We start from the raw sequence: 23,788 nt of genomic DNA, 5'->3' as shown, positions 1-23,788 counted from the left end.
AGCGCGCGGAGAAAAAATATGAAATCGCCTCGTGCAAGCCTCTATGCGTACTTATTCGGCGCGCTGATCGCGATGATCGCGATCGCTACACCGATAGCGTCGGCGACGGCCGCTCCGTTCAGCCAGAGCAACCTCGAGGCGTTGTCGAAGTCGAGCTACATCTATATTGCGACGGTGCGCAAAGACGGGAATCAGAGCAAGGCCGTTCCGGTGTGGTTCATCGTGAGCAAGGACCATCGCGTGCTGATCGAGACCTCGCCGACGAGTTGGAAGGCGAAGCGAATCAGTCGCGGCAGTCCCGCGCTGGTGTGGATTGGATCGAGTAGCGGGCCGGCATTCATCGGCAAGGCGGCGATCATCAAGGATACGTCGGTGCAGGATGAAGTGATCGAGCAGTATCCTAAAAAATATACGCTCGCATGGATTGGTATTGCGCGGCCGAGCCGGGCGAAGATCGATCGGGAACAAATCGTCGTGATTCAGATCGAGCCGATTCGCGAACTGCGCGAAGGCTTTCAATCGCAGCCGGGAACGCCGGCTCCTGCGATCGACGAGGTCCCCGCGAACGCCGCAGCGCGCTGAATCGGCTTGAAATTCAGACCGTACTTAGAGACCATGCCTCTCGATGAAAGCACTTCGACTCCTGCTGCTGTTAACATTTGGTGTAGCGCTCTACGCTGTGAACTGCTTTGCGGGCGACTATGGCTCGGAGCATCACGCGGAATATGATCTGCTCACTCCTGCGCCGCGCCAGTTCGATATCGAAGCGTCGGATACGTGGCAATTTCTCGACGATAACAGCGCGGCCCGCCGACGGGTCGATTCCTCACTGGACAGTACAATTCGGCTTGGCCCGGATCTCGGCACCACTCAGTTGCAGGCGCCCGAAGTTCTGATTTCGTACTGGTTCGACAGCGTCAACGCGGCGCAGTTCCAGTTCAGAGACTTCTCGATGTATGGCGATCATTTTTCGACGACGCCATTTTTTTACGGCGGCGGATTCATCCCGAAGAATCAAATCCTGAACAATGACGGGACGCGCTGGTACACGTTTGGCGGATTTTATGAACGGCGGCTGACACCGCTTTATGAGAATCGCGAATGGCAGATGCCGCAATTCCTGAAGGGCTGGGATCTGCGCGCAAAAATCGGCGTCGAGTTCACCTACAACGATTTCAGAATCAACGACGGCCTGCCCGCGAAGCTTCGCCATTCCCCGTTTTTGACGCGCGTGCGGATGCAGGAGAGAGGCCTGCCGTATCCAGTGATCGGACTCGAAGCGCGGCGCTGGCTGATTCCGCACGTGGCAATCGAGGCGACGGCGCAGGGCTATTGGTTCAACAAATGGGACTCGGGGCGCGACGAAGGCGGCACGGTGTACGATTCGCAATCGGGCTTCGAAACTCATCTGCGAGTGATCTATTCGAACAGCCGGCTGCGCGGGTTCAGCCCTTTCGTCGGGGTGAACTACAACTATTCCAAGTACACGCAGACTTCATCCGGCGTGTTCAACATGGTGCGCGTGCAGATGATCGGGCCGGAACTGGGCTTCAACTTCAGCTTCAATCCGTGGCGCTAGCCGGCTAAACGTCGCGCCGGACAAAAATCACCGAGCTGATAACTCCGCTGGCCTGAGTTCGAGCTGGGAGTACAATCGTATTGTGGCTGGCGAATCCGCATCGGTGCTGATCAAGCGCGCGCTCAATTGCCAGTGTCCGGTATGCGGGCGCGGGGCGGTGTTCCGCAGCCATTTCAAGATGAATCGCGAATGCCCGCGCTGCCACGTCGTATTCTGGAAAGATCCCGGCGAAGGGTTGGGCGCGATGTACCTCGACTACGCGGTCGCCGCGGCGGCCTTCCTGGTTTGTTGGGGAGTGCTCGCGTTCACGCGAATTTCCGACACGTTGCAGATTCTGATCTTGTGCACGGTCGCGGCGGCGAGCGTGCTGCTGTGCTATCCGCTCACCCGCAGCGCCTGGACGGTGCTGGTCTATCTGTCCGGCGGGATCGAACTTCCGCCGTTGCGCGCGCTGCGCGGCGGCAAGAAAGCGCCTTGAATCTTTGCGTCGAGATTAGCGGCTGCGCGCGGCGAGTTTCTCGCTGAGATGCCGCAGCCGATCCGCCGCGGCTGCGATCGTTTGGTCGCTCTTCGAGAACGTGAAGCGCAGCTTGCGATGCCCGAGTTCGGCGCGATGGTAGAAGCTCGAGCCCGGCACACCCGCTACGCCGACCTCGTCGAGCATGAATGCCGCCGCCGCGAAATCATCCTGAAACCCCAGCCCTCCGATTTCCGCGATGATGTAATAAGCGCCGTCAGGTTTGGTGCATTTCAGGCCTGCGCCGCAGAGCGCGTCGTAGAGCGCTGCGCGCTTGCGCTCGTACATCGAAGTGAGCTGCGCGTAGAACGACTCGGGCAATCTGAGCGCGACCGCGCCGGCCTCCTGCAGCGGATGCGGCGCGCCGACGGTCAGGAAATCGTGCACCTTGCGGATCGCGGAAGTCAGCCGCTCGCACGCGATCGCATAAGCGAGGCGCCATCCCGTGATCGAATAGGTTTTCGACAGCCCGCTGATCGTGATCGTGCGATCGGCCATCCCAGGCAGGCTCGCGATCGATACGTGGCGCGCGCCGCCGAAGATGATGTGCTCGTAGATCTCGTCGGTGATCGCCAGCGTGTCGTGCCGGATGCATAGCGCGGCGATTTTTTCGAGTTCGGCGCGAGTGAAAACCTTGCCGCTCGGATTGTGCGGCGTGTTTATCACGATTGCCTTGGTGCGCGGGCCGAAGGCCGCTTCCAGTTCCGCGTGATCGATCGAGAAATTCGGATCGCGCAACGCCACGTAGCGCGGCGTAGCGCCCGCCAGGATCACATCGGGTCCGTAATTTTCATAGAACGGCTCGAAGATGATCACCTCGTCGCCGGGATTGATCACGGCGAGCATCGCCGCGATCATCGCTTCGGTCGCGCCGCAGGTGACCGTCACGTTCAGGTCGGGATCGCAGGCGAAGCCGTTGAATGAACGGACCTTGTCGGCGATAGCGCGGCGGAAATTCGGCGAGCCGTGAGTGATCGCGTACTGGTTGAAGTCCTCGTCGATCGCGCGCTTGGCAGCTTCCTTGAGTTCGGCCGGCGCCGCGAAATCGGGAAAGCCCTGGGCGAGATTCACCGCGCCAACTTTGAGGGCGCGCCGCGTCATCTCGCGGATCACCGACTCGGTGAATAAGCCGGTCCTGGCCGAAACATCAGTGGGCATCGACGGGTCAGTCTAGACCGTAGCGCCCCGGCGCGCCAACCGTAGAGATCGACGCTGGTTCAGAAAGTTTCGAACCGTTGCTACGGGAACCGAGCTCTCAGTTAGTCTCGCTTTCGGCGGCCTCAGCGGCAAGCAGGCCGGTACCCTGATGCAGGCGCCAGTCGTCGATAACCTCGACGTTGAAGCGCCAGTCGCTGCCGATCTTGAAGCCGGGCAACTGGCCCTTCTTGAGCAATCGATAGATCGTCGAGCGATGTACTCGGAGGTATTCCGCAAGCTCGTTGACTGTAAGTACCTTCGCTGACATTTGTAAGTCCTCTTTATTAGTCCTATCTGTTCTTAGGCTGGCAATCAACTGGTCACCCGGCCTGAACTGCGCTATGGACCCTTTATTAGCAATTTCTTCGAGCGCGTCAAGCCCATAACAAGATACGGGGTGCAAGGATAGTCTATTCAGCATTTTATGGACGATTTTCTGCGAGCTCGGCAATAAGAAGAACAAAAACCTGCCAAAATCACAACTTGTCCCTGCCGGCGGGGGGCGATAGGTTGCGAATCGTGGGCGGGCGCGAGATGAAAATCCGGATCGGCACTTCCGGCTTCGGCTACCGCGAATGGCTCGGCGATTTTTACCCGGCGAAGCTAGCGGGCGCGAAGATGCTTCCGTACTTCGCCGAGCGAATCGCGACGGTTGAGATCAATTACACGTTTCGGCGCACGGCGACGGTCGATCTGCTGAATCGATGGGCCGCGGCGACGCCGCCTCATTTCCGTTTCGCGTTGAAAGCGCCGTATCAAATCACCCACGCGATGAAGCTGCGCTCGACAGTCAACGCGGTGCAGGCGTTCGCTGATCGCGCGAACGCGATGGGCGATCGGCTGGGTCCGATCCTGTTCCAGTTTCCGCCGACGTTGAAGAAGGACATCGCGCTGCTCGACGACTTTCTTGCGACAATGCCCGGATCGATTCGGCCGGCGTTTGAATTTCGCGACGCGTCGTGGTTCGACGACTCGGTCATGCAATCGCTCAGCGACGCGTCGGCCGCGTTGTGTATCGCGGAGACCGAAGATCTATCGACGCCCGCGATCAGAACCTCGGAGAATTTGTATTTCCGCCTGCGCAAGGACAGCTATGAGACGGCGAGGATTGGGGAGTGGGCGAAAACGATCCGGCGGCTCGCGCGCGGCGCCAGCGAGACTTACGCTTTCTTCCGGCACAACAATGCGGCGCCGCATTACGCGCTGGCGCTCGCGGAAATGCTCGACGCGAAGCCGCCTGAAGCACCGCCCGCGTCAGCCGAGTGATCTCGATGCTGCTGCCGGAGGGTGAATACCGCTACGAAATTCGCCGCGGCGCCGAGCTGATCGCGATCGAGGAAGAGAGCCGCTTCGCGCAGAGAATTCGCGGCACGCGGCATCCTGCGACCAGCTCCGACAGTCTCGAAGTGGAAGCCGATCTCGACGAAGCGAATCTGATCACGCGCCTGGTGATGAGATACAAGCGGGGGCCGTTCGTGCGCGACGCGACGTACGAAGCGGACGGCGATTTTCTGCGCGGCAACGTGAGCGCGATGGCGGGCCGCAACGTGCTGACGACCAAACTCGGGCGCTATCGCGAGGTCGATGCCGACCTGGTAATTTTTCGCGCGCTGACGATCGCGCATATCCGCGCACGCGGGCAATCGCAATGGACCGGACGCGTCGCGATCATCGATCCGAATACGCTGGTGGGCGCGACCTACAAGCAATCGTGCCGCCAGATGGCGGGCAATCCGCTGGCCTGGATTTACGAGCAGCGGATGGGCGACCGCGAAGAAATTGAGATCGATGAAACGGGAGTGATAATCCGGCGGCGCGACAATCGCGGCTTCGAGACGGTGCTGATATCGCGCCGCGATAGCGCGACGAGCGGCTAGGCGGCGATCTTGTTGCGCGGCATCTTGCAGTCGCCGTCGAATTGCGCGCCCTCGTTGAGCACCAGGTTGGGCGTGCTGATGGTGCATTGCGCGCGCGCGGTGGCCATCAATTCGACGCGCTCACGCGCGGTGACTTCGCCGCTGAATGCGCCGGCGATCGTGACGCGGCCTGCCGAAATTCGCGCACTGACCACCGCGCCGTTCGCGATCATGACTTCATCGCCAGAGATCTCGCCTTCCACTTCGCCTTCGATTTTCACCGGTCCGCGAAAATTCAGCTTGCCGGAGGCCTTGGTGCCTTTTCCGATGCGTGACTCAAACGCGGAATCTTCAGTGAGTGCCATAAACCAGCGCCGCTCCCAATTTCGGCGTTTCACTATTGCCGGAAAGGAACAGGACGCGCAATCTCCGAAAGCGCTCGCAGCGTCCGATAATCCACACGAAGCAGCGCCGCGAAACTTTGCGCTCGCGGCTCGCGATGCGCCACAATGGGCCGTTCGCAAGGAGCGCATCACGATATGACCCGCGAATACGGACCGGAGCGGCGCGGCGGCCAGGGACTCGACTCGCATCAGTATGAGTCGGGCGATCGCACGATCGTGGCGCTGCTGAGAGAAACAATCGCCGCCGAACAAATCGATCTGGTCGCGACGTGGCGCGCCGACGCATACGAGGTGTGGTCGCGGCGCGGGATGATCCGCTTCAAGCGCTTTGCCGGCGAGAACGGCGCGCTCTCGTTCAAAATCGTCGAGCAAATAGGTGAGAATCCGATCGCGAATCAGGATCCATTCGTCGTCGCCACGATCGAAGAAGAACTCGCCGCCGCGCGCGCGAGCGGCAATCCGGACGACGACGCGAATCGCGCGTACTTCGAGCCGCACGCGCTGAGTCATCCCTACGCCTACGAGCGGATCGCGCAACTGTTCGATAGTCCGCGCGCGCCGGACCTGGTCGTGAGTCCGAAGAGCTATGCCTACGGAATCCAGCCGGGACAGCACGGGTCGCTCGACGTGGTGCAATGCCGCGCGCCGCTGGTGTTCGCGGGACCGGGCGTCCGGCGCGGTGAATTTCAGTTGAGCGCGCGCCACGTCGATATCGCGCCGACGATCGCGAGCGTGATGCGCTTTCCGGCGATCGCAGGATTGAACGCGACGGGCGCGGGCGCGCAAGTTTACCTGAAGCGGCAGGATGGAGATCCGCTCAGCGAAATTATCGATGAACATAGTGAACCGCCGGCGCGCGTTTACATGATCCTGCTCGACGGCTTGTCGCACACCGAGTTGCGCTATCAACTCGAACAGAATCGCACGGCGATCCCGCATATTGCCGGGCTGATCGAACGCGGCGCGATGCTCTCGCACGGCTCGATCGTGAATTTTCCGAGCATCACGTGGCCGAGCCATTCGACGATTATGACGGGCGCATGGTGCGGGCATCATGACGTCGTGAATCCGACGTTTCATCTGCGCGAGCATCGCGAGACGGTGCCGATCCAGGGCAACATTTTCGAGATGGAGCGGTATCTGAATCACGAGGTCGAGACGCTGTACGAGGCGTTCAAGCGCGTGCGCGGCGCGAGCGCGATCACCGCGTCAATTCATGAGCCGCAGTGCCGCGGCGCCGATCACGCCGTGTTCGAGCGTCGAATTATCGGCGACAAGGCGCGGCTCAAGGCGCTCACGCAGGCGATGTCAAACGATATCAGTCCGCGCTGGATGGCCGACGATTTGCCCGATATGCGGCGCGAGGAAGTGGTGGATATCCGCGGGATGGCGCAACTGATCAATCTGTTCGATCATTGCGCGGACGAGGCGCCGGTTTTTGTCGCGCATGAATTCGTGCTGACGGACGGCGCGGGCCACGACTACGGGCCGCATCATGAGGGCCTGCGCGAAGCGCTCTATCGCACCGACCAACGAATCGGCGCGGTGCTCGAGATATTTCGCCGCCGCGGATTGCTCGAATCGACGCTCTTCGTGGTGACGTCGGACCACGGGATGGCGGCGCAGCGTATCGAGTTGAAAGCCAATCCGGCGTGCGAGCCGGCGCGGGTGGGAATCCAGGGCGTGTTCGCCGAGCCGATGATTTATCTGCGCGACCTGCGGGTCGAGGTCGAACGCGCGCGCGATTTGCGGAGCGTCAGCGTGACGGTTTTCGACAACGATCACATGCCCGACGGGGAGCATCCGCCGCTCGCGGGCGCGCGAGTGATTCTCTACGGGCGCGGCGGCGCGATGCTCGCGGAGGTATCGACGCCCGACAGCGGCCGAGTCGCGTTCGCGACGCCAGCCGATGCTTCCGACGCGGAGATGTCGCTCAAAATCGAGCATCCGACATTCAATCGGCGCACGCTCACGCTCGACGGCTCGCCGATCGCGCCAGACATCCGCAAGATCCTTTACGGCGACCTCGCGAAATTTTAGTTTGCCGGCGATGCACGATCTCAATGACAAATTCGCGCTCGTAACCGGTGGCACCCGCGGGCTGGGCCGCGCAATCGCGCTTGGCCTTGCTCGTCTCGGCGCCACAGTCGCGATGAATTACCGGCGCGATGAGCAAAGCGCGGAGCGAACGCTGCGCGAGGTTCGCGCGATCGCGCCGAAATCGATTCTCGTCAAAGCGGACTTGGAGGATGACGCCGAAGTTCGCGCGATGGTCGCGAAGGCGGTTGCGGAATTCGGACGAATCGACATCCTGATCGCGAATGCCGCCGCGACCGCGTTCAAGCCGCTGCTCGAAACCAAGCCGCACAATCTCGCGCGGACTTTTGCGCTCAGCGTGAATGGATTCGTCGCCGCGGTGCAAGAGGCGAACAAGACGATGGGCGACGGTGGCCGAATCCTGATGATTTCGGGAATCGATTCGATTCGAAATCTGCCCGGTCACGGAGTGTTGGGCGCTGCGAAGGCCGCGCTCGAAAGCATGGTGCGCGATTTCGCGTTCGAACTGGGGCCGCGCGGGATCACCGTCAACGGCCTGAACGTCGGATTTATCGATACCGACTCGGCGCGCTTCTACACTAATTATCTCGGCGTCGACTACGCGGATTTTCAGCGGCGATGCGCCGAGCGGTCCGCGTTGAAGCGAACGCCGACGCTCGATGAGATCGCGGCGATTGCCTGCCTGCTGTGTCTGCCCGCCGCGAGTTATCTCACTGCGCAAACAATCATGGTCGATGGCGGCTTAACGATTAGCTTCCCCGCCGGCAAGTGATGCCCTCAGAGTGTCACCTGGCGGCGTACTGCTAGAAGAAGACTAAGACTACCAGCTAATCTAGGAACCGCAGCGCACCTGCTCGATGCTATTCGCCAATACAATTCTCGGGGAGACGTTCGGCTAGCTCGCCGCATCAGAAGCTTAGTGAGACGATGAAATTTGCTTCCGACCGATGACGCCCGTGGGGTCGAATGTCAGCTTAGTTTTTATGTCCATTTTCTCAAAACGCTTCGGATTCCGGCAAATACCAAAAGGTTTGAAGCGTGACGGTCTACCTCAACCTGCGAGAATGGGACTGTTAAGCGTCTGGTACCAGAACGGGATCGGTGCGCAACCTGTGTTCAACCATATCTGTTCCGTGACGAGAAAAATCCCATCGGCGAGGCAGAGAGAAAGCGCCTATTGGAAAGACGTGGAAGAAGAATTTATGTCTCTTGAGTGGTTTTACATTTTCGATGTAGTCGAAAGAGTGTGCGACATCCACCGTAGTGACGAAATTCAAAACGAGATCAATGAACTCCTCGAAGAACAGGGTATAGGTTGGAAGCTTTCCGGATCCCTAGTCGAGGCACGGGGTGACAGCGTCTTCGAGGCAGCGACTAAGGACGCAATCGACGCATTGAAAGAAGCTGGTGCAACAGATACCGCCAAAATCCTTCACGGGGCCATTTCAGCGCTCTCTGAGAAACCAACTCCCGACACCCGCGCAGCGGTCGAGGCATCACTCGCGGCAGTTGAATCTCTCGCTAAGCACATTGTTGGCGAGAGAACCCAAAAACTGAACATGCTCGTCAAAGATCTACGCTTACCGTCGCCACTAGACTTGGCCATTGAAAAGCTAAATGGCTATGCGGCCCAAACTTCCGGTCATCCGAAAGAGGGTAGCTTTCCAAAGTTCGAGGACGCCCTCCTAGTAGTTCACATCTGCGCGGCTCTGATTTCTCGAATTCTAGCTGAATCCGAGTTCGACCAGAGTTGATAGATCTTCCGCTACTTTGAGGGCTCTGAGTAGGGTGGGTTCGCACACAACGATCAGCTTCCCCGCCGGCAAGTGATTCGACGACCGCAAAAATTTCCAGCGTCGGCTCGCCGCGATTTCGATCGAGTCTCGATCACGCTGCGCGCGTGGTGATTTTGATGTTGCCCCATTTGCCGACCGCGCCCTGCCCGTGGCATGAAACGCTGCCCTTGCCGAGCGCGATGTCTTTTTCGCTCATCAGGCCGAGCGCGAGCGTACACGGCCCCAGCTTGAAGGGCACGTTCGCGTACTGGCGGATTTGCTTGCCGTCGCAGAGGAACGTGACGCGGTCGTTGGCGGATTCGTAAACGATCTCGAAGTGATGAAGTTCGCCCAGCGTGCTCGCGTTGCGATTCTCCTCGAAGAGGCAGAAGTGTCGCGGGCCGTGCGCCGGATCGATGATCGGCACGCCGGGAAACGGAAGCTTGCCGTACACGGTCGCGATGGTGTCGTTGCCGACGAAAAAATCCAGCGCGGCGCCAGTCGAGAAATCGAGCACGTTGAATGAGACGAACGCGTCGTAGAGATCGCCGGGCTTGCCATCGACGACGGTCGCGGCGAGATCGATCGCGAACGAAATCGTGCCGCCGTCGGGACATTGAAACGTCCGCGTGCTGAAGTACATGTGCTTGGCGTTGTCGAGGAACTGGATCTTGTCGTGGCCGCGCGAGTACGGCACCGCGGCGACGCGAAGAAATCCGTCCTGCACGATCACCACCGCGTCGGGCTCGCGATACTGCCAGAATCCGCCGTCTGGCAGCGGAAATCCCGCGAGCATCCAGTCGCCCTCGCCGGTGATCGCCGATGCGAAATTTGAGTATTCGATTACTTCGTCCTTCGACGTTGCCAACGACGCCGCACTCTTGCTCATGGTTCCCTTAAATCCGATGTTCGCTTCTCGATTCGCTCAAATGAACGTCGAGCGGCTAGACGCGGCATAGCAGTCCGCCATCGACACCGATCGACTCGCCGGTGACGAATCCCGACGCCGACGAAACCAGGTACAGCAGCGCGCCGCCGAGTTCCTCGGGCTTCACCAATCGATTGTACGGCAGGTACCTGAGCAACATCTTACTGAACTCGTCGTCTCTGTTGGCGGGACTCGATTCGTCGTCGAGCCATCCCGCTTCGATTGCGTTGACGCGGATGCCTTTGCGCGCCCATTCGAGCGCGAGCGCGCGCGTGAGATTCAGCACTCCCGCCTTGGCGGTGCAATAGAGCACGGCATTCGGCACGCCGCGCTCGGCCAGCACCGAGGTCATGTTGACGATCGAGCCGCCGCCGTATTTGAGCATCACGCGCGCGCCTTCCTGGCACGACATCCAGATATTTTTCAGATTGTTTTCGATAATGCGATCGAACGCGGAATCGTCGTCGGATTCGGCGGGACCGTAGGCCGGCTTGTCGAGCGCGTTGACCAGGATGTGCAGGCCGCCGAGTTCCTTCGCGGCGAGATCGGCGGTGGCGGAGACGTCGGCGCGGATCGACGCATTCTGCGCGCGCACGATCACTTTTCCGCCGGCTGCCTGCGCGAGTTTCGCACACTCCTTGAGTTGTTTGTCGGTGCCGGGCTCCTGCGATGCGAGCACCACGCCGGCGCCGGCTTCCGCGAGCGCGACCGCCGCTGCGCGTCCGACGCTATGCTCCGCGCCGACGATCAGCGCGCCTTTCCCTTCGAGTGAAAATTCCTGCAGGACGTTGGACGATGCCATCTTCTCTCCGTTAGCGAGCGCGGCGGCTAGGCGACAGTTTGCGGCGCGACGCCGGTCGGCGTGATTCCGCCGGCCAGTCCGCCACCGTCGATTGCGATCAATTCGCCGTTGACATGATTCGAGGCGTCCGACGCGAGAAAAATCGCCAGCGGCCCAAGTTCGGCGTCTTCGCCGACGCGTCCGATCGGAATAAATTTGCCGCCCTTGAAGAAGCGCATCATCTCTTCGTTGTGCGGAAAAATCCCGGGCACGATGCAATTGGTCTGGATGTCGTGCTGCGCGTACGTCAGCGCCATCGAGCGCGTGAGTTGAATCGTGCCGCCCTTCGAGCATGCGTACATGTAGTTGTGCTTGCCGCCGCGCAGCCCGTAGCCCGACGCGATGTTGATGATCTTGCCGCGGCCCTGCTTGACCATCTGCGGAATCACCGCGCGGCATCCGTAGAACTGGCTGGTGAGATTGGTATCGAGCCCGCGCCGCCATTCGGCGTCGGTGATTTCCTCGAGGCGCTTGCCGAGCGAATTGTCGCCGCCGCCGGCGTTGTTGATCAGGATGTCGATCCGGCCGAACTCCTTGATGGTCGCTTCGGCGAGCGCGTTCACCTGCTGCGAGTTGGTGACGTCGGTCGGCACGATGATGCATTTGCGGCCCGTCTTGCTCACTTCGGCAGCGGTTTCTTCGAGCTGCTTTTGCGTGCGCGAGGCGGCCACGACGTCGGCGCCTGCCTCGGCGAACTTGATCGCCATCGCGCGTCCGAGCCCGCGGCCTGCGCCGGTGATGATCGCGACTTTGCCGTCGAGTTTCAGGGTATCGAGAATCATTTTTCCACCTCGGTGAACGCTCGCGGAGCGGCCGCGCGCGGCGCGGCATCGCTAGTGAAATAACACAGCCGCGATGTTCCGGAAAACGGCGGCATTTCAGTTAGCTCGGGGGGCGAGCGCTTTTGACGGGGCGCGCACGACAATCTTATAGTGGTTTTTCTGGCCGACAGAAATTTTCTGGAGAGCTAACCGCATGGCATTCAAAATAGTGATGTTCTCGGATTTCATTTGCCCCTTTTGTTACATCGGGTTCGACGTAATTGAAAAACTGAAACCGGAATTCGATTTGCAAATCGAATGGCGCGGCTTTCAGATTCATCCCGAGTGGCCGGCCGAGGGCGCGAGCGCCGCGCAAGCGAGCCGGCTCGGAAACGCCGACGCGCGCAAAGCGGCGTGGGAGCGAATCAGCACGATGGCCGAGTCGGTCGGGCTCGCGATGAAGCCGCCGTCGGTGCTGACCAACTCGCGCCTCGCGCTGGCGGCGGCCGAATTCGCGCGCGACTCGGGCGCCGATCACGAGGCGTTCGAAGAGCGAGTGTATCGCGCGTACTTCACCGAAGACGCGAATATCGGCGATCGCGAAGTCGTGCTGCGACTGGCGGCCGAGGCGGGACTCGATGCGGCGCAAGTTGCCGACGCGATCAAATCGCCCAAGTACGAATTGCGGCTCAAGAACAATGCGTTGACAGCGAATCAGCGCGGCGTCAGCGGCGTGCCGACATTCTTTATCGGCGACTATCCGCTGGTCGGGGCGCAGAGTCCGGACGTGATGCGCTCGATTCTGAAACGCGCGAAGGAACGTTTTGGCGGTGTCGAAACCGCGCAGGCGGCAGAGGATCAATCATGCGAATTAAAAACAAAATCGCTGTAATCACCGGCGCCGGCGGCGGACAGGGACGCGCCGCCGCGGTGCTGTTCGCGAAAGAGGGCGCGAGTATCGTCGCGTGCGATTGGAAACCTGAACTCGGCGACAACACCGTGCAGCAGGTGAAAGCCGAAGGCGGCAAAGCGATCTTCGTCCGCACCGACGTCTCGAGTTCGCGCGACGTGCAGAACTTGATCAGCACGGCGATTTCGACCTTCGGCCGTATCGACATTCTCTACAACAATGCCGGCGTCGGCTTCTCGTCGCCGCTCTCGATGGCGGACGTGCTGAACACGCCCGAGGAAGATTGGGATCGCGTGATCGCGATCAACTTGAAGAGCATGTACCTGACCGCGAAATTCGCGATTCCCGAGATGATCAAAAATGGCGGCGGTTCGATCGTGAATACCGCATCGATCGCCGCGATGATCGGGTCCGAAGCGGCGCACGCATACACCGCGGCCAAGGGCGGCATGGTCGCGCTCAGCCGCGCGCTGGCGGTCGAGTTCGGGCCGAAGAACATTCGCTCGAATTGCATCTGTCCCGGGGCAATCGACACGGCGATGATCGCGCCGGTGGTCGATCCGATGAGAAAGAGCGGGCAGCTTCTCCTGAACTCGCCGATACGCCGGCTCGGAACGCCCGACGACATCGCATACTGCGCGCTTTATCTCGCGTCGGATGAATCGAGCTTCGTGACGGGTGCGACGTTCGTGGTGGACGGCGGCTATATCGCGCAGTGATTCCTGAATGAGCGAGCAGAAAACTTAAGGAGCAATCAATGGCAAAATCGGTCGAACAGCGCGTCCAGGAACTCGAAGACAAGGACGAAATCCGCGAACTCACCGCGCGCTATTGCTGGCACGTCTCGCACGGCGAGGGCGAACTGGTCGCGAATCTTTTCGCCGACGATGGCGTGCTCGACGTCACCGGCGGCGATTTCAAGGCGGTGCGCGGGCGCGAGGCGCTCTTAAAATTTTATCGCACGTCGGTGCGCGAGCCTGAGGCCGCGATCCCGTTCATCCAGAATCACATTATCGAGGTGAACGGCGACGAGGCGCGCGGCACCTGCGCGATTGAAGCGCGCTTTGCCCGCAATGGCGAAAGCGTTACCGCGGCGGGCTACTACGAAGACAAGTATCGGCGCGAGCGGGGACGCTGGCGTTTCGTCGAGCGCAAGATTTTTTTCCATCACGTGGTGCCGCTGAAGCAGGGATGGGCCGAGGCGAAGGGGCAAAGCCGCACGATATAGCTGTGCCGCCGAGATGATCGGCGCGCGCGGTGTGATAAATCTATCCGCGTGGACGATGCCGCGCCGCCGATTCGCCTCGATCTGCGAGGCGTCAAATGCCCGCTCAACTGGGCGCACGCCAAGGTGCGGCTCGAGCAGATGTCGCGCGGGCAGACGCTCGAATTGATCCTCGACGACCTGCGCGGCGTCCGCGATATTCCGCGGGCCGCGGAAGCGGAAGGCTATGTCGTCCTGGAATCGACTGCCCTCGACGGCGGCGCATTCCGGCTGCGCATCGAAAAGTAAATTTCCCGCAATTCGTTTTTTGTCATTCTGAGACGGAGTCTGCGGAGCCGAAGAATCCCGGATCTGCTTTCTGGCTTTTGTTCTCGCGACGACTGCACCCTCACCTGCCTCGTCGCGTGCCGCTACTTCGGCTTCCTCTCCCGCAACTGAGCGGGCGAGGATTAGGATGGCAACCTCCGCTCGGGATGAAGGAATGGAGCGGCTGCGTCCGCGATTTTTCTGATTGCGCGAGGGCGGCCATCGCGATACAGAATCACGCATCATGCGCGTACAAATCGGCGACGTAAAATTGTTTTTCGACGTGGAAGGGGCGAAGTTGCGGCCCGACGGCGCGAAGATGCGCGAGGTACCGACCGTCGTGCTGCTGCACGGCGGCCCGGGCTTCGATCACTCGAACTTCAAGCCCGCCTTTTCGCGATTGTCCGAGATTGCGCAGGTCGTTTACCTGGACCATCGCGGCAACGGCCGCAGCGATCGCAGCGACACGTCGAAGTACAATCTTCCGCAATGGGGCGACGACGTGCGCGCGTTCTGCGAGGCGCTCGGAATCGAGCGTCCGATCGTGATGGGCGTGTCGTTCGGCGGGATGGTCGCGATGTCGTACGCGACGCGTCATCCGGAGCATCCCGGCAAGCTCGTGTTGGCGAGCACGGCGGCGCGGATGCGGCCCGATCGATCGCTCGAGGTATTCGAGCAGCTTGGCGGCGCGGAGGTGCGTAGCGCGGCCGAGCGCTTCTTCGCGAATCCCGGACTCGCGACGATGCCGGCGTTTGTCGAGAAAGCGTTCCCGGTTTACAACCGCACGCCGATGGAGCCCGAATTTACGCTGCGTTCGGTGACCAACTTCGATTTGACGTTCGATTTTTTCAGCAACGAATCGAAGACCTTCAACATGCTGCCCGCGCTTTCAAAAATAAAATGTCCGACGCTGGTGACCAGCGGCAACCGCGATCCGATCACGCCGCTCGCCGATTCGCAGGATATCGCGGCGGCGATTCCGCGCGAGCACGTGCGGCTCGAGGTGTTCGAGGGCGCCGGCCACGGGGCGCATCGCGACGAGCCGGAGCGCTACTTCAAGGTGCTCGACGAATTCATCGCAGGCTGATGCGCCGGCCAGCTATCTCATTCCGAGCAGAGGTCGCCGGAGCGAGGAATCCCGGTCTTTTCCGTGCGCACGATCCCTGCACCCTCACCCGCCGATCCCTCACTTAGTTCGGTATCGGCGACCTCTCCCGCAAAGAAGCGGGCGAGGTATCAGGACGTGCGCAGCGCTCACACCATCGATCGCAACGGCGCGGGCGCGGTGCCTCCATTCGCTCATAGCGCGCGGCGGATTTGCTGGCGCAATTTCCCGAAGAAACCCGCTTCCGCGACTGCGGCTTGCGCGACGATCGGAATCGTCGATTGCGGCTTGCCGTCGAGCATCACCGCGAGATCGCCGGCCTTGTCGCCCTTGTGCACAGGCGCCGACAGATATTTTGCCGACGGCGTGAACGCGACCGTCACCTTGTTCTCTTCGCCGCGCCCGAGCGTGAATACCGCCTGACCCATCGGGCCGATCGCGACCGTATCCGCGACGCCGCCATACACCGAAATCGCAGCCGGCAAGTCCTTGTGCAGGTCGGGCTTGTAGCTCACGAAAGTGCGGAACGACCAATCGATCAGCTTTTCCGTTTCGGTCCGGCGCTTCTCGGAACTGGGCGCGCCCATCACCGCCGAGATTAGATTCATCCCGTTGGAGCGCGCCGACGCGACGAGATGAAAGCCGGCTTCAGCGACATGGCCGGTCTTAATTCCGTTCACGCGCGAATCGTAGAACAGCAGCGTGTTGAAATTAGGCTGCTTGATTTTGTCGAAGGTGAATTCCTTCGCGGCCGTGTAGGTGAGCGCCTCCGGATGATGCTGCACGAGCGTGCGCGCAAGCTGCACCATGTCGAACGCCGTGGTGTATTCGTCGTCGGTCGGCAGGCCGTCGGGATTGGTGAAGTGAGTATCGGCGAGGCCGATCTCTTTCGCCTTCTCGTTCATCATCGTGGTGAAGCCGTCGGTGCTGCCGCCGAGATATTCCGCGAGCGCGACCGCCGCGTCGTTGCCCGACGAGACCATCAGGCCGTACAGCAGATCGCGCACCGGCACCTTCTGCCCGACGCCGAGGAACATCCGCGACACGCTTTCGTCCATCGAAAGCCGCCATGCCTTCTCGCTGATCACCACGTCGGTTTCGAGCGTCAGCTTGCCGGCTTTCAGCGCGTCGAGCGTCAGGTAAAACGTCATGATCTTGGCGAGGCTCGCGGGCTGCATCTTCTGATGCTCGTTGAATGCGTACAGCACCGCGCCGGTGTCGCCGTCGACCATCATCGCGGCTTTGGCGTCGAGCGCAAACGGCGCAGGCCGATCGCCGAGCACGTGGATGTTCGCGAGCACGGCCGGCGGCGTTGCCTCGGCCTTTTTCTCCGCGGCACGATGCTTCGCCCGCGCCGCAGCATCCGGCGCCGGCAACGCCAGCGCGATCGCGAATCCGAAAATCGAGAAGATTTTGAGTAATGATCGTCGCCGCACGCCCTTCCTCATCCCCATAAGATAGCACTTCGAAACTATGGTGCGCGGCATCCATGGGCAAGATGGGCAAGCAGTTGCCGGTTCGCCGCAAATCGCCGCCTGGAGCGCCGCGGCGTTCTCTTTCGTTTCGCGCAGGCATAAAGCAAACTTAGCGCCGATGGATGTATCGATAATTCTGCCGGTCGTAAACGAGCGCGAGAATCTTTGCGCCTTGATTCCGAGATTGCACGCGCTGCTCGATCGCGAGCACTTGAGCCACGAGATTATCGTGGTCGATGGCGGCTCGACCGACGGCACGCGCGAGGCGGCAGGAGCGCTCGACGCGCGCGTGATCCCGGAGTGTCGGCGCGGTTACGCGGGCGCGATCGAAACCGGCTTTGCCGAAGCGCGCGGCGATTACATCCTGACGCTCGACGCCGACCAGTCGCACGATCCCGATTTCGCCACCAAGATGTGGCGGGCGCGCGGGCGCGCCGACATCGTGATCGCGTCGCGTTACGCGCGCGGCGGCGTCGCTTACACCAATTTCGTGCGGCGCGTGACCAGTGCGGGCCTGAATTTCGTTTTGCATCGGATGCTCTCGATGCCGGTGCGGGATCTCTCGAGCGGATACCGCCTTTACCGCCGCGAAGCGATCGAAGGCCTCAAGCTGCAGAGCGTCAATTTCGAAGTGATCGAGGAAATCCTGGTCAAGGCGTACGCGCGCGGATTCAGCATCGTCGAAGTGCCGTTCACGTATTTCCCGCGCGGCGCCGGACGCTCGCACGCGAAGCTGCTGCAGTTCGGCTGGCAGATCGTGAAGTCGTCGCTGAAGCTCTGGAAAATGCGCAACTCGCTCGAATCGGCCGATTACGACGAGCGCGCGTTTTACAGCATCATTCCGATCCAGCGTTACTGGCATCGCCGGCGCCATCACGTGACGGTGTCGTGGGCGCGCGGCGCGGGCCGCGTGCTCGACGCGGGATGCGGCTCGAGCCTGATCGTGCAGAGTCTCAACGACGCGATCGGCATGGATTTCAACTTCGCGAAGCTGCGATTTCTGCGCCGCTACGGGATGCCGCTGACCAACGCGTCGGCCTTCGCTCTGCCGTTCAAGGACAGCTCGTTCGATTGCGTGATCAGCTCCGAAGTGATCGAGCATCTGCCGTACGACGAAGTTCTCTTCTCCGAGATGAGCCGCGTGCTGCGGCCCGGCGGGATGCTCATCCTCGAAACGCCCGACTACTCGACGATCGGCTGGCAGATCATCGAACCGGTGTATGGATTCCTGATGCCGGGCGGTTACAAGGACGAGCACATCACGCATTATTCGCTCGAAAAGCTGAGCGAGATTTTGCCGCGGCACGGTTTTGCGATCGAGGAGGCGAGCTACATCGCGCGCAGCGACCTGATGCTCCGATGCCGCAAGATCGAAACCGCCGCGGCCGGCAGCGAGAGCGTCGGCGAACGGGCGTCGAGCGCGGCCTGAGATCGGCGATGTCGAAGTGGCGATGATGAAGGCGGCATCAATTGCATCGATTGCGATGGCGGTGATGCTCGCAGCGTGCTCGAGCAATAGTTCGTCGCCGGAGAGTGGCCTCGCGGTGATGAAGGTCGCGCCGGCGCCGCCGGGCAGTTGCGAGATCGACGCGGCAAAGATGTGCAGCGCTATCGGCAGTCTCGCGGGCGGAAGTGAATCGACGCCGAGCGCCGCGCAAACGACTTACGCCAACGCGACCGCGCCCGAGTCGGTGGAATTTCAGATTCCGGCGGGCCAGGCAATCAAGCTGACGTGTTACTACGATCAGCCGCACACGGCGATCGTGCGCGCCGACGCAACGCCAGAATCCGCGCTGACTGACAATTCGGTCGCCTACATGAAATCGCAGGGCTTCTGCGCGCAGAAGTAGTCGCGCCATATCGAATCGTCGATTCGAATCAATCACAGCGGTCCTTCAAAAGCGCGCCTGATGCGCGGTAGTGTTGAAACCAGCGGAGGATTTGCGATGCCGAAAATTCAAGTTGGCGACATCGATCTCAACTACGACGTTTACGGCGCGGGCGAGCCGATTCTGATGATCATGGGACTCGGCGCGAGTTCGGCCCAGTGGGATCCGGAACTGGTGCAGGATCTCGCGCGCACGTTTCGCGTCATCACCTTCGATAATCGCGGCACCGGCCAAAGCGACAAGCCCGACGCGCCGTACTCGATCGAGATGTTTGCCGACGATGCCGCGGGCCTGCTCGCGAAGCTCGAAATTTCGCGCGCGCACATTTTCGGCGTGTCGATGGGCGGGATGATCGCGCAGGAATTCGCGCTGCGGCATCCCGCGCCCACTGCGACGCTGACGCTCGGATGCACCACCGCTGGCGGTACGCATTCGGTGCCGCCGCCGCCCGAGTCTCTGAAAATTCTGACCGCGCCGCGCGAAGGCGTTTCGCCCGAAGAAGTGATTCGCCGCGGCTGGCCGCTCGGCTACACCGCGAAGTACATCGCGCAGCATCGCGACCTGCTCGAAGCCGCGATTCCGCGGGTGCTGAAGTATCCGACGCCGCCGTATGCGTTCCAGCGCCAGCTCGAAGGCACTTACACGCTCAAAACTTTCGATCGCCTGCCGCAAATCAAGGCGCCGACGTTGGTAGTCACCGGCGCCGAGGATGTGCTGATTCCGGCGAAGAACTCCGAAATCATCGCGGCGCAAATTCCCGGTGCGAAATTGCACATCATCCCCGGCGTCGGCCACGCGTTCATGAGCGAGGGCCGCGAAACTTTTGTCGAGGTATTCGTGCCGTTCGTGAAATCGCATCCGATGCGCGCGTAGCGGCGCGCTTCAGCGATGCCTTCGCTCTACGATTTCGCGCTGGTCTGCCAATCGCTCAGCCAAACGCAGAGCCGGCTCCAGATGGCGGAAACGGTCGGCACTTTTCTCGCCGCGCTGGATATCGATGAAGCTGAAATAGCGGCGCGGTTTTTGGTCGGCAAAGCGATCGAGCAGGGCGAAGAAAAGCGCCTCCAGGTAAGCGGACGCGCGATCTGGAAAATCGTCGCTGAAATCACCGGCACCGAAGATCAAGGCGAGGACATTTTTACCGCCGCCGAGGATTTCGGTGAGGCGGTCGAGATGATGCTGAAGCATCGATCGTCAGACCCCGAGCCGACCCTCACGATTCGCGACCTTGATGCCAAATTCGCGGAAATCGCCGCAATCGAAGGCCGTCACGCGCGCAATCGCAAGCTCGCCGCGCTGAAAGATCTGTTCGAACGCTCGAGTGCGCTCGAAGGCAAGTACATCGCCAAGATTCTGATTCGCGAGATGCGCCACGGCATGAGCGAGGGCCTGATGCTCGAGGCGATCGCAAAGATGGCGTCGAAGGCGGTCGCCGACGTGCGCCGCATCAACATGCTCGAGGGCGACGTTGGCCGCGTGGTGCGCATCCTGCGCTCGCCGCCGAGCGACGATCCTGGCGCGGAATCGCAGAGCACGATCTCGACGGCGCAAGGCGCACGCGTCGTGGTGAAGCCGCTGAAGCCGATGCTGGCGCATCCCGCGCCGAGCGTCGCCGACGCGTTCGCCTCGATCGGTCCCGAGCTTGCGCTGGAACACAAGGTCGATGGCGCGCGCGTACAAATTCATCAACTCGGCGCGAGCGGCGGCGTGCGGATTTTTTCGCGGCGGCTGAATGAGATCACCGAGAGCCTGCCCGAAGTCGTCGAGATGATGGATCGGCTCGGCGAGCGGCGCGCGATTTTCGACGGCGAAGTGATCGCGGTCGATGCGGAAGGACGACCAGTCGCGTTTCAGGAACTGATGCGCCGCTTCGGACGCACGCGCAAAATCGAGCGCGCCCGCTTTGAGCAGCCCATTCGCCTCTTCCTGTTCGACTTGCTCTCGATTGACGGCGAGCTATGCATCGACCGCCCCTACGCCGAGCGAATCGACGCGCTCAGCGACCTGGCGTCGGCGGCCGGACTCGAATTGATCGGACGCGTCGTTCGTCCGCAACTGCCCGAGGCTGAAAAATTCTATGACGACGCGTGCGCGACGGGATTTGAAGGCGTGATGGCGAAGGCGCTTGCGAGTGCATACACGCCAGGCGTGCGCGGCCGCGGATGGCTCAAGATCAAGCATACGCGCACGCTCGATTTGGCGATCATCGGTGCGGAGTGGGGCTACGGCCGGCGCCACGGATGGCTATCGAATTACCATCTCGCGGCGCGCGACGAACAGAACGGCGGCTTCGTGATGATCGGCAAGACCTTCAAGGGACTCACCGACGACCAGTTCCGCGAGATGACCGAAAAATTGCTCGCGCTCAAGATCGATGAGTCTCGTGGCACAGTTTTCGTCAAGCCGTCGATCGTGGTCGAGGTCGCCTACAACGATATCCAGCGCAGTCCGCAGTACGCGGGCGGCATGGCGCTACGATTTGCGCGGATTGTGCGGACTCGTCCGGACAAGTCGGTCGAGGAAGCGGACAGTATCGCCACCGTGAGGGCTGATTTCGAACGTCAGTTGGTCAAGCCGGTCGGCTAGGCAACGCGGCAGTCTTTACCGGACAACGCAGCAATCTTTAGTGGTGATGATGCTGGATGTGATTCGGCTCGTGCGCGTCGCACAGCGCCATTCCGATCGCTTCCATCTCGGAGCCGCCGAACTCTTCGAGCACGAAGTCCTCGACGCCGTCGTCATTGACGCATTCGTAGAGGTCGCAACACCAGCAGGTTTCGCTCAGTTGGCGCGTCCGAACCACAAAAACGTTGCCGCCGACCACTTCCACCCGTTCCATGTACGCTACCTCCATACTCGGGATGGTATGGAACCGGAAACTTCAGGAATTAGGAAATTAGCACGATCGCAAAATTATTGCTAATGCAAGTTTGGGTCTAAGGGCGTGGAATCATGCAATTTTCGACGAAGCAAGGAGCAAAGAGTGCTAACGTGAACGGGAGGGCTAGTTGGGCTCGCGGGTGTTCGCGAGCCACGCGGTTAGCGCATCGACAGTGGTCGGGAAGGCCAGCTCGGTCCACGGGATTTCGTCGGGCGCGAAGAACCGGACTTCGGTAGCTTCTTCGGATGTAGCCGCGGTATCGCCGCGTCAGCCGGCTGTACACCGAGGACGGACTTGCGGTGCGGACCAAGGTGCGCATGAAGATCGCACGGCGCGCACGCGTGCCGGCCGAGCGCGCAACGCGACCGAACGAAAAATGGTCGATGGACTTCGTCGCCGCCCGCTTGATTGACGGCCGCTGGTTCCGCGTGCTGACGGTGGTCGATCAGTTCACGCGCGAATGCGTGCTGCTGCTGGCGGACAGCTCACTCACCGGCCTCCAACTGCTCGCACAACATCCGCTCGCTGCGCACCGTGTAGAGGGCTTTCGTCCCAAGGGCGAGGCTGGGGCGGCCATCGCGGCGAGGTTATAATCGAGCGCGTCGGCGTCGGCGAGCAGCGCCGGAGTATTGAGGTCATGGAGCTTCATCTGCTTCAACTCGAGGCAACAAATTGTGAGATCAGGGCTACCTTATACTCGGCGCACGGCGAGTTTCGACCTCCAAAAAAGTCCGAGAAAACGTGGCCGCAACTCGTGTCCGGAGTCATCATCTTCCAACCAGCACTAACAATGTAATAAATCCTCGCAAGCCCGCTTACGGATACCCATTCATCGATAGCTGGCAAGTTGTAGCGAAGGCGGCATTTTGTCATTTCCTTTGTCCGGAGTCGAAATCGTTAATGAAGAAGCGCATCGATGGGCGCACCGCCAAAGGGCTGCGGATCAGACAACGGGTCCGCGAGAGCATCCTGACCGCGTATATCGATCTGATCCGCAGCGGCGTTCCGGCGCCGATCGCCCGCGAAATAGCGGAGCGGGCCCGACTCTCACCGCGCGTCATTTTTAAGCACTTTTCCGATCTGCGAGCGCTGCGGCTTGCGTCGTTCAATCGCATGCAAGCGCAGAGCAGCGAGTTCTTTTCCGAGGAAATTCCGGATCGCGGTTCCGCCGCGGAACGACTCGAACTTTTCGTGCAAAAGCACATGCGGAGGCTGGAATACGTGGCGCCGATTCACCGCACCGCCGCGATGGTCGAGAGGGTCGATCCGGATGTCGCAAAAGCGATGAAGGTGGCGCGCAATGCGGCCGTGCGCGATTTGGCAAAGACCCTCGGGTCCGCCTTGAAGCCTTTCTCTCGCAGCGAAAAGCGCGCACTGCTGACGACCTTGCACATGGTCTGTTCCTGGCCTTCATGGGAAACCCTGCGAACGCATTATCACCTATCCCCCAGGCGCGCACGCGCCATCATCACCAGCGTAGCGCTGACCGTGCTTGCGGCGGCCGAGCGACGCGTCCGCGCGCACCTCACGCGGCGCCAGTTCAGACCACCCGGCAAAACCCAAAGTTAACTCTCAATTAACGTGCACTAGTAATGCACGATACTTGACGCTCGTTGGAAACCAGCTTAAAGTACGCGAAATCGCGGCGCGAAGCTGGTTGTCGTGACCGACCGCTGACGAAGATTACGGGAGCAGGATGGCTTCTTACCATGGCGCCGGGATATCCCGATAGGCTCTCCTCGCTCTTTCCTTGCCTCCCTTGCAGTTCACACCGCACCATTTATCACGTTCGGAGAAGAACAAGAGATGTCGCCAACATACGCGGAGAGAAATCGCAATCGGCCCAGGCCGGGGTTACTCGTACTGTTGATAGTAGTGGCGGTCGGGATGGCTGCAGAGTCAGGATGCAATTCATCGGGCAGCAGCGGCGGGTCCCCGAAAGCAAGCGCGACATCTACAGCGGCGAGACCGTTTGCGGAGGCGACCGCATTACCGCTGGTCTTGACTACCGACGTGAACCTGCCGCGATGGTTCATCCTCGTGAACGGGAGTTCGGTGCCGAGCCCGATGGCGCTTTTCAC

General features: G+C 61.0%; 28 protein-coding genes. 19 read left to right on the top strand and 9 right to left on the bottom strand.

What is annotated here, in order from left to right; translation table 11 throughout:
- Positions 1-18 precede the first annotated feature (18 nt).
- The 3 genes from Q7S58_RS03090 to Q7S58_RS03080 all read left to right on the top strand — a co-directional run bounded on the left by Q7S58_RS03090 (position 19) and on the right by Q7S58_RS03080 (position 2,057).
- On the top strand, positions 19-582 hold the full coding sequence (locus Q7S58_RS03090) for a pyridoxamine 5'-phosphate oxidase family protein (protein WP_304820695.1): 564 nt from the start codon (positions 19-21) through the stop codon (positions 580-582).
- 43 nt (positions 583-625) lie between these two features.
- Positions 626-1,579 (top strand): hypothetical protein, encoded by a 954-nt coding sequence (locus Q7S58_RS03085; protein ID WP_304820694.1) that lies wholly within the window; start codon positions 626-628, stop codon positions 1,577-1,579.
- 82 nt (positions 1,580-1,661) lie between these two features.
- Complete coding sequence (locus Q7S58_RS03080; RefSeq protein WP_304820693.1) at positions 1,662-2,057, top strand: DUF983 domain-containing protein; 396 nt, start codon at positions 1,662-1,664, stop codon at positions 2,055-2,057.
- 15 nt (positions 2,058-2,072) lie between these two features.
- Here Q7S58_RS03080 and Q7S58_RS03075 read toward each other — a convergent pair whose 3' ends face one another.
- Together Q7S58_RS03075 and Q7S58_RS03070 are read right to left on the bottom strand one after the other, a co-directional pair.
- Positions 2,073-3,254, bottom strand: coding sequence for a pyridoxal phosphate-dependent aminotransferase (locus tag Q7S58_RS03075; protein ID WP_304820692.1), 1,182 nt, complete (start codon positions 3,252-3,254; stop codon positions 2,073-2,075).
- 97 nt (positions 3,255-3,351) lie between these two features.
- Complete coding sequence (locus Q7S58_RS03070) at positions 3,352-3,561, bottom strand: helix-turn-helix domain-containing protein (protein ID WP_304820690.1); 210 nt, start codon at positions 3,559-3,561, stop codon at positions 3,352-3,354.
- A gap of 266 nt (positions 3,562-3,827) precedes the next feature.
- Between Q7S58_RS03070 and Q7S58_RS03065 the strand changes: the two genes are divergently transcribed.
- Together Q7S58_RS03065 and Q7S58_RS03060 are read left to right on the top strand one after the other, a co-directional pair.
- Entirely contained in the window at positions 3,828-4,559 is a 732-nt protein-coding gene (locus tag Q7S58_RS03065) for a DUF72 domain-containing protein (RefSeq protein WP_304820689.1), read from the top strand.
- A gap of 5 nt (positions 4,560-4,564) precedes the next feature.
- Positions 4,565-5,170 (top strand): hypothetical protein, encoded by a 606-nt coding sequence (locus Q7S58_RS03060; protein ID WP_304820687.1) that lies wholly within the window; start codon positions 4,565-4,567, stop codon positions 5,168-5,170.
- Here Q7S58_RS03060 and Q7S58_RS03055 read toward each other — a convergent pair.
- On the bottom strand, positions 5,167-5,514 hold the full coding sequence (locus tag Q7S58_RS03055; RefSeq protein ID WP_304820685.1) for a polymer-forming cytoskeletal protein: 348 nt from the start codon (positions 5,512-5,514) through the stop codon (positions 5,167-5,169). The genes Q7S58_RS03060 and Q7S58_RS03055 overlap by 4 nt on opposite strands.
- 144 nt (positions 5,515-5,658) lie before the next feature.
- Here Q7S58_RS03055 and Q7S58_RS03050 point away from each other — a divergent pair, with 144 nt between their 5' ends.
- From Q7S58_RS03050 to Q7S58_RS03040, 3 genes are all read left to right on the top strand, one after another.
- Positions 5,659-7,593: an alkaline phosphatase family protein gene (locus tag Q7S58_RS03050; RefSeq protein ID WP_304820683.1), complete on the top strand. Its 1,935-nt coding sequence runs from the start codon at positions 5,659-5,661 to the stop codon at positions 7,591-7,593.
- Positions 7,594-7,603: 10 nt separating this feature from the next.
- The gene (locus Q7S58_RS03045) at positions 7,604-8,383 is read left to right on the top strand and encodes an SDR family oxidoreductase (protein ID WP_304820680.1); all 780 of its coding nucleotides are present in this window, start codon (positions 7,604-7,606) and stop codon (positions 8,381-8,383) included.
- A 175-nt stretch (positions 8,384-8,558) separates the two neighbouring features.
- A complete protein-coding gene (locus Q7S58_RS03040) occupies positions 8,559-9,365 on the top strand; it encodes an AbiJ-NTD4 domain-containing protein (protein WP_370655446.1) in 807 nt (268 codons plus the stop codon).
- A 133-nt stretch (positions 9,366-9,498) separates the two neighbouring features.
- Here Q7S58_RS03040 and Q7S58_RS03035 read toward each other — a convergent pair whose 3' ends face one another.
- From Q7S58_RS03035 to Q7S58_RS03025, 3 genes are read right to left on the bottom strand one after another with little or no spacing between them, the layout of a single operon-like run.
- A complete protein-coding gene (locus Q7S58_RS03035) occupies positions 9,499-10,275 on the bottom strand; it encodes a DUF6081 family protein (RefSeq protein WP_304820676.1) in 777 nt (258 codons plus the stop codon).
- 55 nt (positions 10,276-10,330) lie between these two features.
- Positions 10,331-11,116, bottom strand: a complete 786-nt coding sequence (locus tag Q7S58_RS03030) for an SDR family NAD(P)-dependent oxidoreductase (protein ID WP_304820674.1) — start codon at positions 11,114-11,116, stop codon at positions 10,331-10,333.
- 26 nt (positions 11,117-11,142) lie between these two features.
- Positions 11,143-11,937, bottom strand: a complete 795-nt coding sequence (locus Q7S58_RS03025; protein WP_304820671.1) for an SDR family NAD(P)-dependent oxidoreductase — start codon at positions 11,935-11,937, stop codon at positions 11,143-11,145.
- Between the two features lie 193 nt (positions 11,938-12,130).
- Here Q7S58_RS03025 and Q7S58_RS03020 point away from each other — a divergent pair, with 193 nt between their 5' ends.
- The 5 genes from Q7S58_RS03020 (at position 12,131) to Q7S58_RS03000 (ending at position 15,444) form a co-directional block, all read left to right on the top strand.
- On the top strand, positions 12,131-12,808 hold the full coding sequence (locus Q7S58_RS03020) for a DsbA family protein (RefSeq protein WP_304820669.1): 678 nt from the start codon (positions 12,131-12,133) through the stop codon (positions 12,806-12,808).
- Positions 12,781-13,545 (top strand): SDR family NAD(P)-dependent oxidoreductase, encoded by a 765-nt coding sequence (locus Q7S58_RS03015; protein WP_304820666.1) that lies wholly within the window; start codon positions 12,781-12,783, stop codon positions 13,543-13,545. Before Q7S58_RS03020 ends, Q7S58_RS03015 begins: the two co-directional genes overlap by 28 nt.
- Positions 13,546-13,583: 38 nt before the next feature.
- A complete protein-coding gene (locus Q7S58_RS03010) occupies positions 13,584-14,054 on the top strand; it encodes a nuclear transport factor 2 family protein (RefSeq protein ID WP_304820664.1) in 471 nt (156 codons plus the stop codon).
- A 48-nt stretch (positions 14,055-14,102) separates the two neighbouring features.
- A complete protein-coding gene (locus Q7S58_RS03005; protein ID WP_304820663.1) occupies positions 14,103-14,339 on the top strand; it encodes a sulfurtransferase TusA family protein in 237 nt (78 codons plus the stop codon).
- A gap of 262 nt (positions 14,340-14,601) precedes the next feature.
- Positions 14,602-15,444, top strand: coding sequence for an alpha/beta fold hydrolase (locus Q7S58_RS03000; RefSeq protein ID WP_304820661.1), 843 nt, complete (start codon positions 14,602-14,604; stop codon positions 15,442-15,444).
- A gap of 212 nt (positions 15,445-15,656) precedes the next feature.
- Here Q7S58_RS03000 and Q7S58_RS02995 read toward each other — a convergent pair whose 3' ends face one another.
- A complete protein-coding gene (locus Q7S58_RS02995) occupies positions 15,657-16,910 on the bottom strand; it encodes a D-alanyl-D-alanine carboxypeptidase family protein (RefSeq protein WP_304820659.1) in 1,254 nt (417 codons plus the stop codon).
- A 145-nt stretch (positions 16,911-17,055) separates the two neighbouring features.
- On the opposite strand from Q7S58_RS02995, the gene Q7S58_RS02990 reads away from it, so the two are divergent.
- The 4 genes from Q7S58_RS02990 (at position 17,056) to Q7S58_RS02975 (ending at position 21,412) form a co-directional block, all read left to right on the top strand.
- On the top strand, positions 17,056-18,366 hold the full coding sequence (locus Q7S58_RS02990; RefSeq protein ID WP_304820657.1) for a glycosyltransferase: 1,311 nt from the start codon (positions 17,056-17,058) through the stop codon (positions 18,364-18,366).
- A 16-nt stretch (positions 18,367-18,382) separates the two neighbouring features.
- Positions 18,383-18,787, top strand: a complete 405-nt coding sequence (locus Q7S58_RS02985; protein ID WP_304820655.1) for a hypothetical protein — start codon at positions 18,383-18,385, stop codon at positions 18,785-18,787.
- A gap of 96 nt (positions 18,788-18,883) precedes the next feature.
- Positions 18,884-19,699, top strand: coding sequence for an alpha/beta fold hydrolase (locus tag Q7S58_RS02980; protein ID WP_304820653.1), 816 nt, complete (start codon positions 18,884-18,886; stop codon positions 19,697-19,699).
- A 15-nt stretch (positions 19,700-19,714) separates the two neighbouring features.
- Positions 19,715-21,412, top strand: a complete 1,698-nt coding sequence (locus Q7S58_RS02975) for an ATP-dependent DNA ligase (protein ID WP_304820651.1) — start codon at positions 19,715-19,717, stop codon at positions 21,410-21,412.
- A 37-nt stretch (positions 21,413-21,449) separates the two neighbouring features.
- Here the strand turns inward: Q7S58_RS02975 and Q7S58_RS02970 are convergent, their stop codons facing one another.
- A complete protein-coding gene (locus Q7S58_RS02970; RefSeq protein WP_304820649.1) occupies positions 21,450-21,665 on the bottom strand; it encodes a hypothetical protein in 216 nt (71 codons plus the stop codon).
- Between the two features lie 341 nt (positions 21,666-22,006).
- Between Q7S58_RS02970 and Q7S58_RS02965 the strand changes: the two genes are divergently transcribed.
- Positions 22,007-22,300, top strand: coding sequence for a DDE-type integrase/transposase/recombinase (locus Q7S58_RS02965; protein WP_304820648.1), 294 nt, complete (start codon positions 22,007-22,009; stop codon positions 22,298-22,300).
- Between the two features lie 307 nt (positions 22,301-22,607).
- Positions 22,608-23,276: a TetR/AcrR family transcriptional regulator gene (locus Q7S58_RS02960; RefSeq protein WP_304820646.1), complete on the top strand. Its 669-nt coding sequence runs from the start codon at positions 22,608-22,610 to the stop codon at positions 23,274-23,276.
- Positions 23,277-23,473: 197 nt separating this feature from the next.
- On the opposite strand, the gene Q7S58_RS02955 is transcribed toward Q7S58_RS02960, so the two are convergent.
- A partial coding sequence (locus Q7S58_RS02955; protein WP_304820644.1) for a hypothetical protein occupies positions 23,474-23,788 on the bottom strand: 315 nt, incomplete at its 5' end.

This window comes from Candidatus Binatus sp., from assembly GCF_030646925.1.
In the GTDB taxonomy this organism is placed as follows: domain Bacteria; phylum Desulfobacterota; class Binatia; order Binatales; family Binataceae; genus Binatus.
The sequence above is the reverse complement of the archived record's forward strand: the minus strand, read 5'-3'. Positions and strand labels throughout refer to the sequence as shown.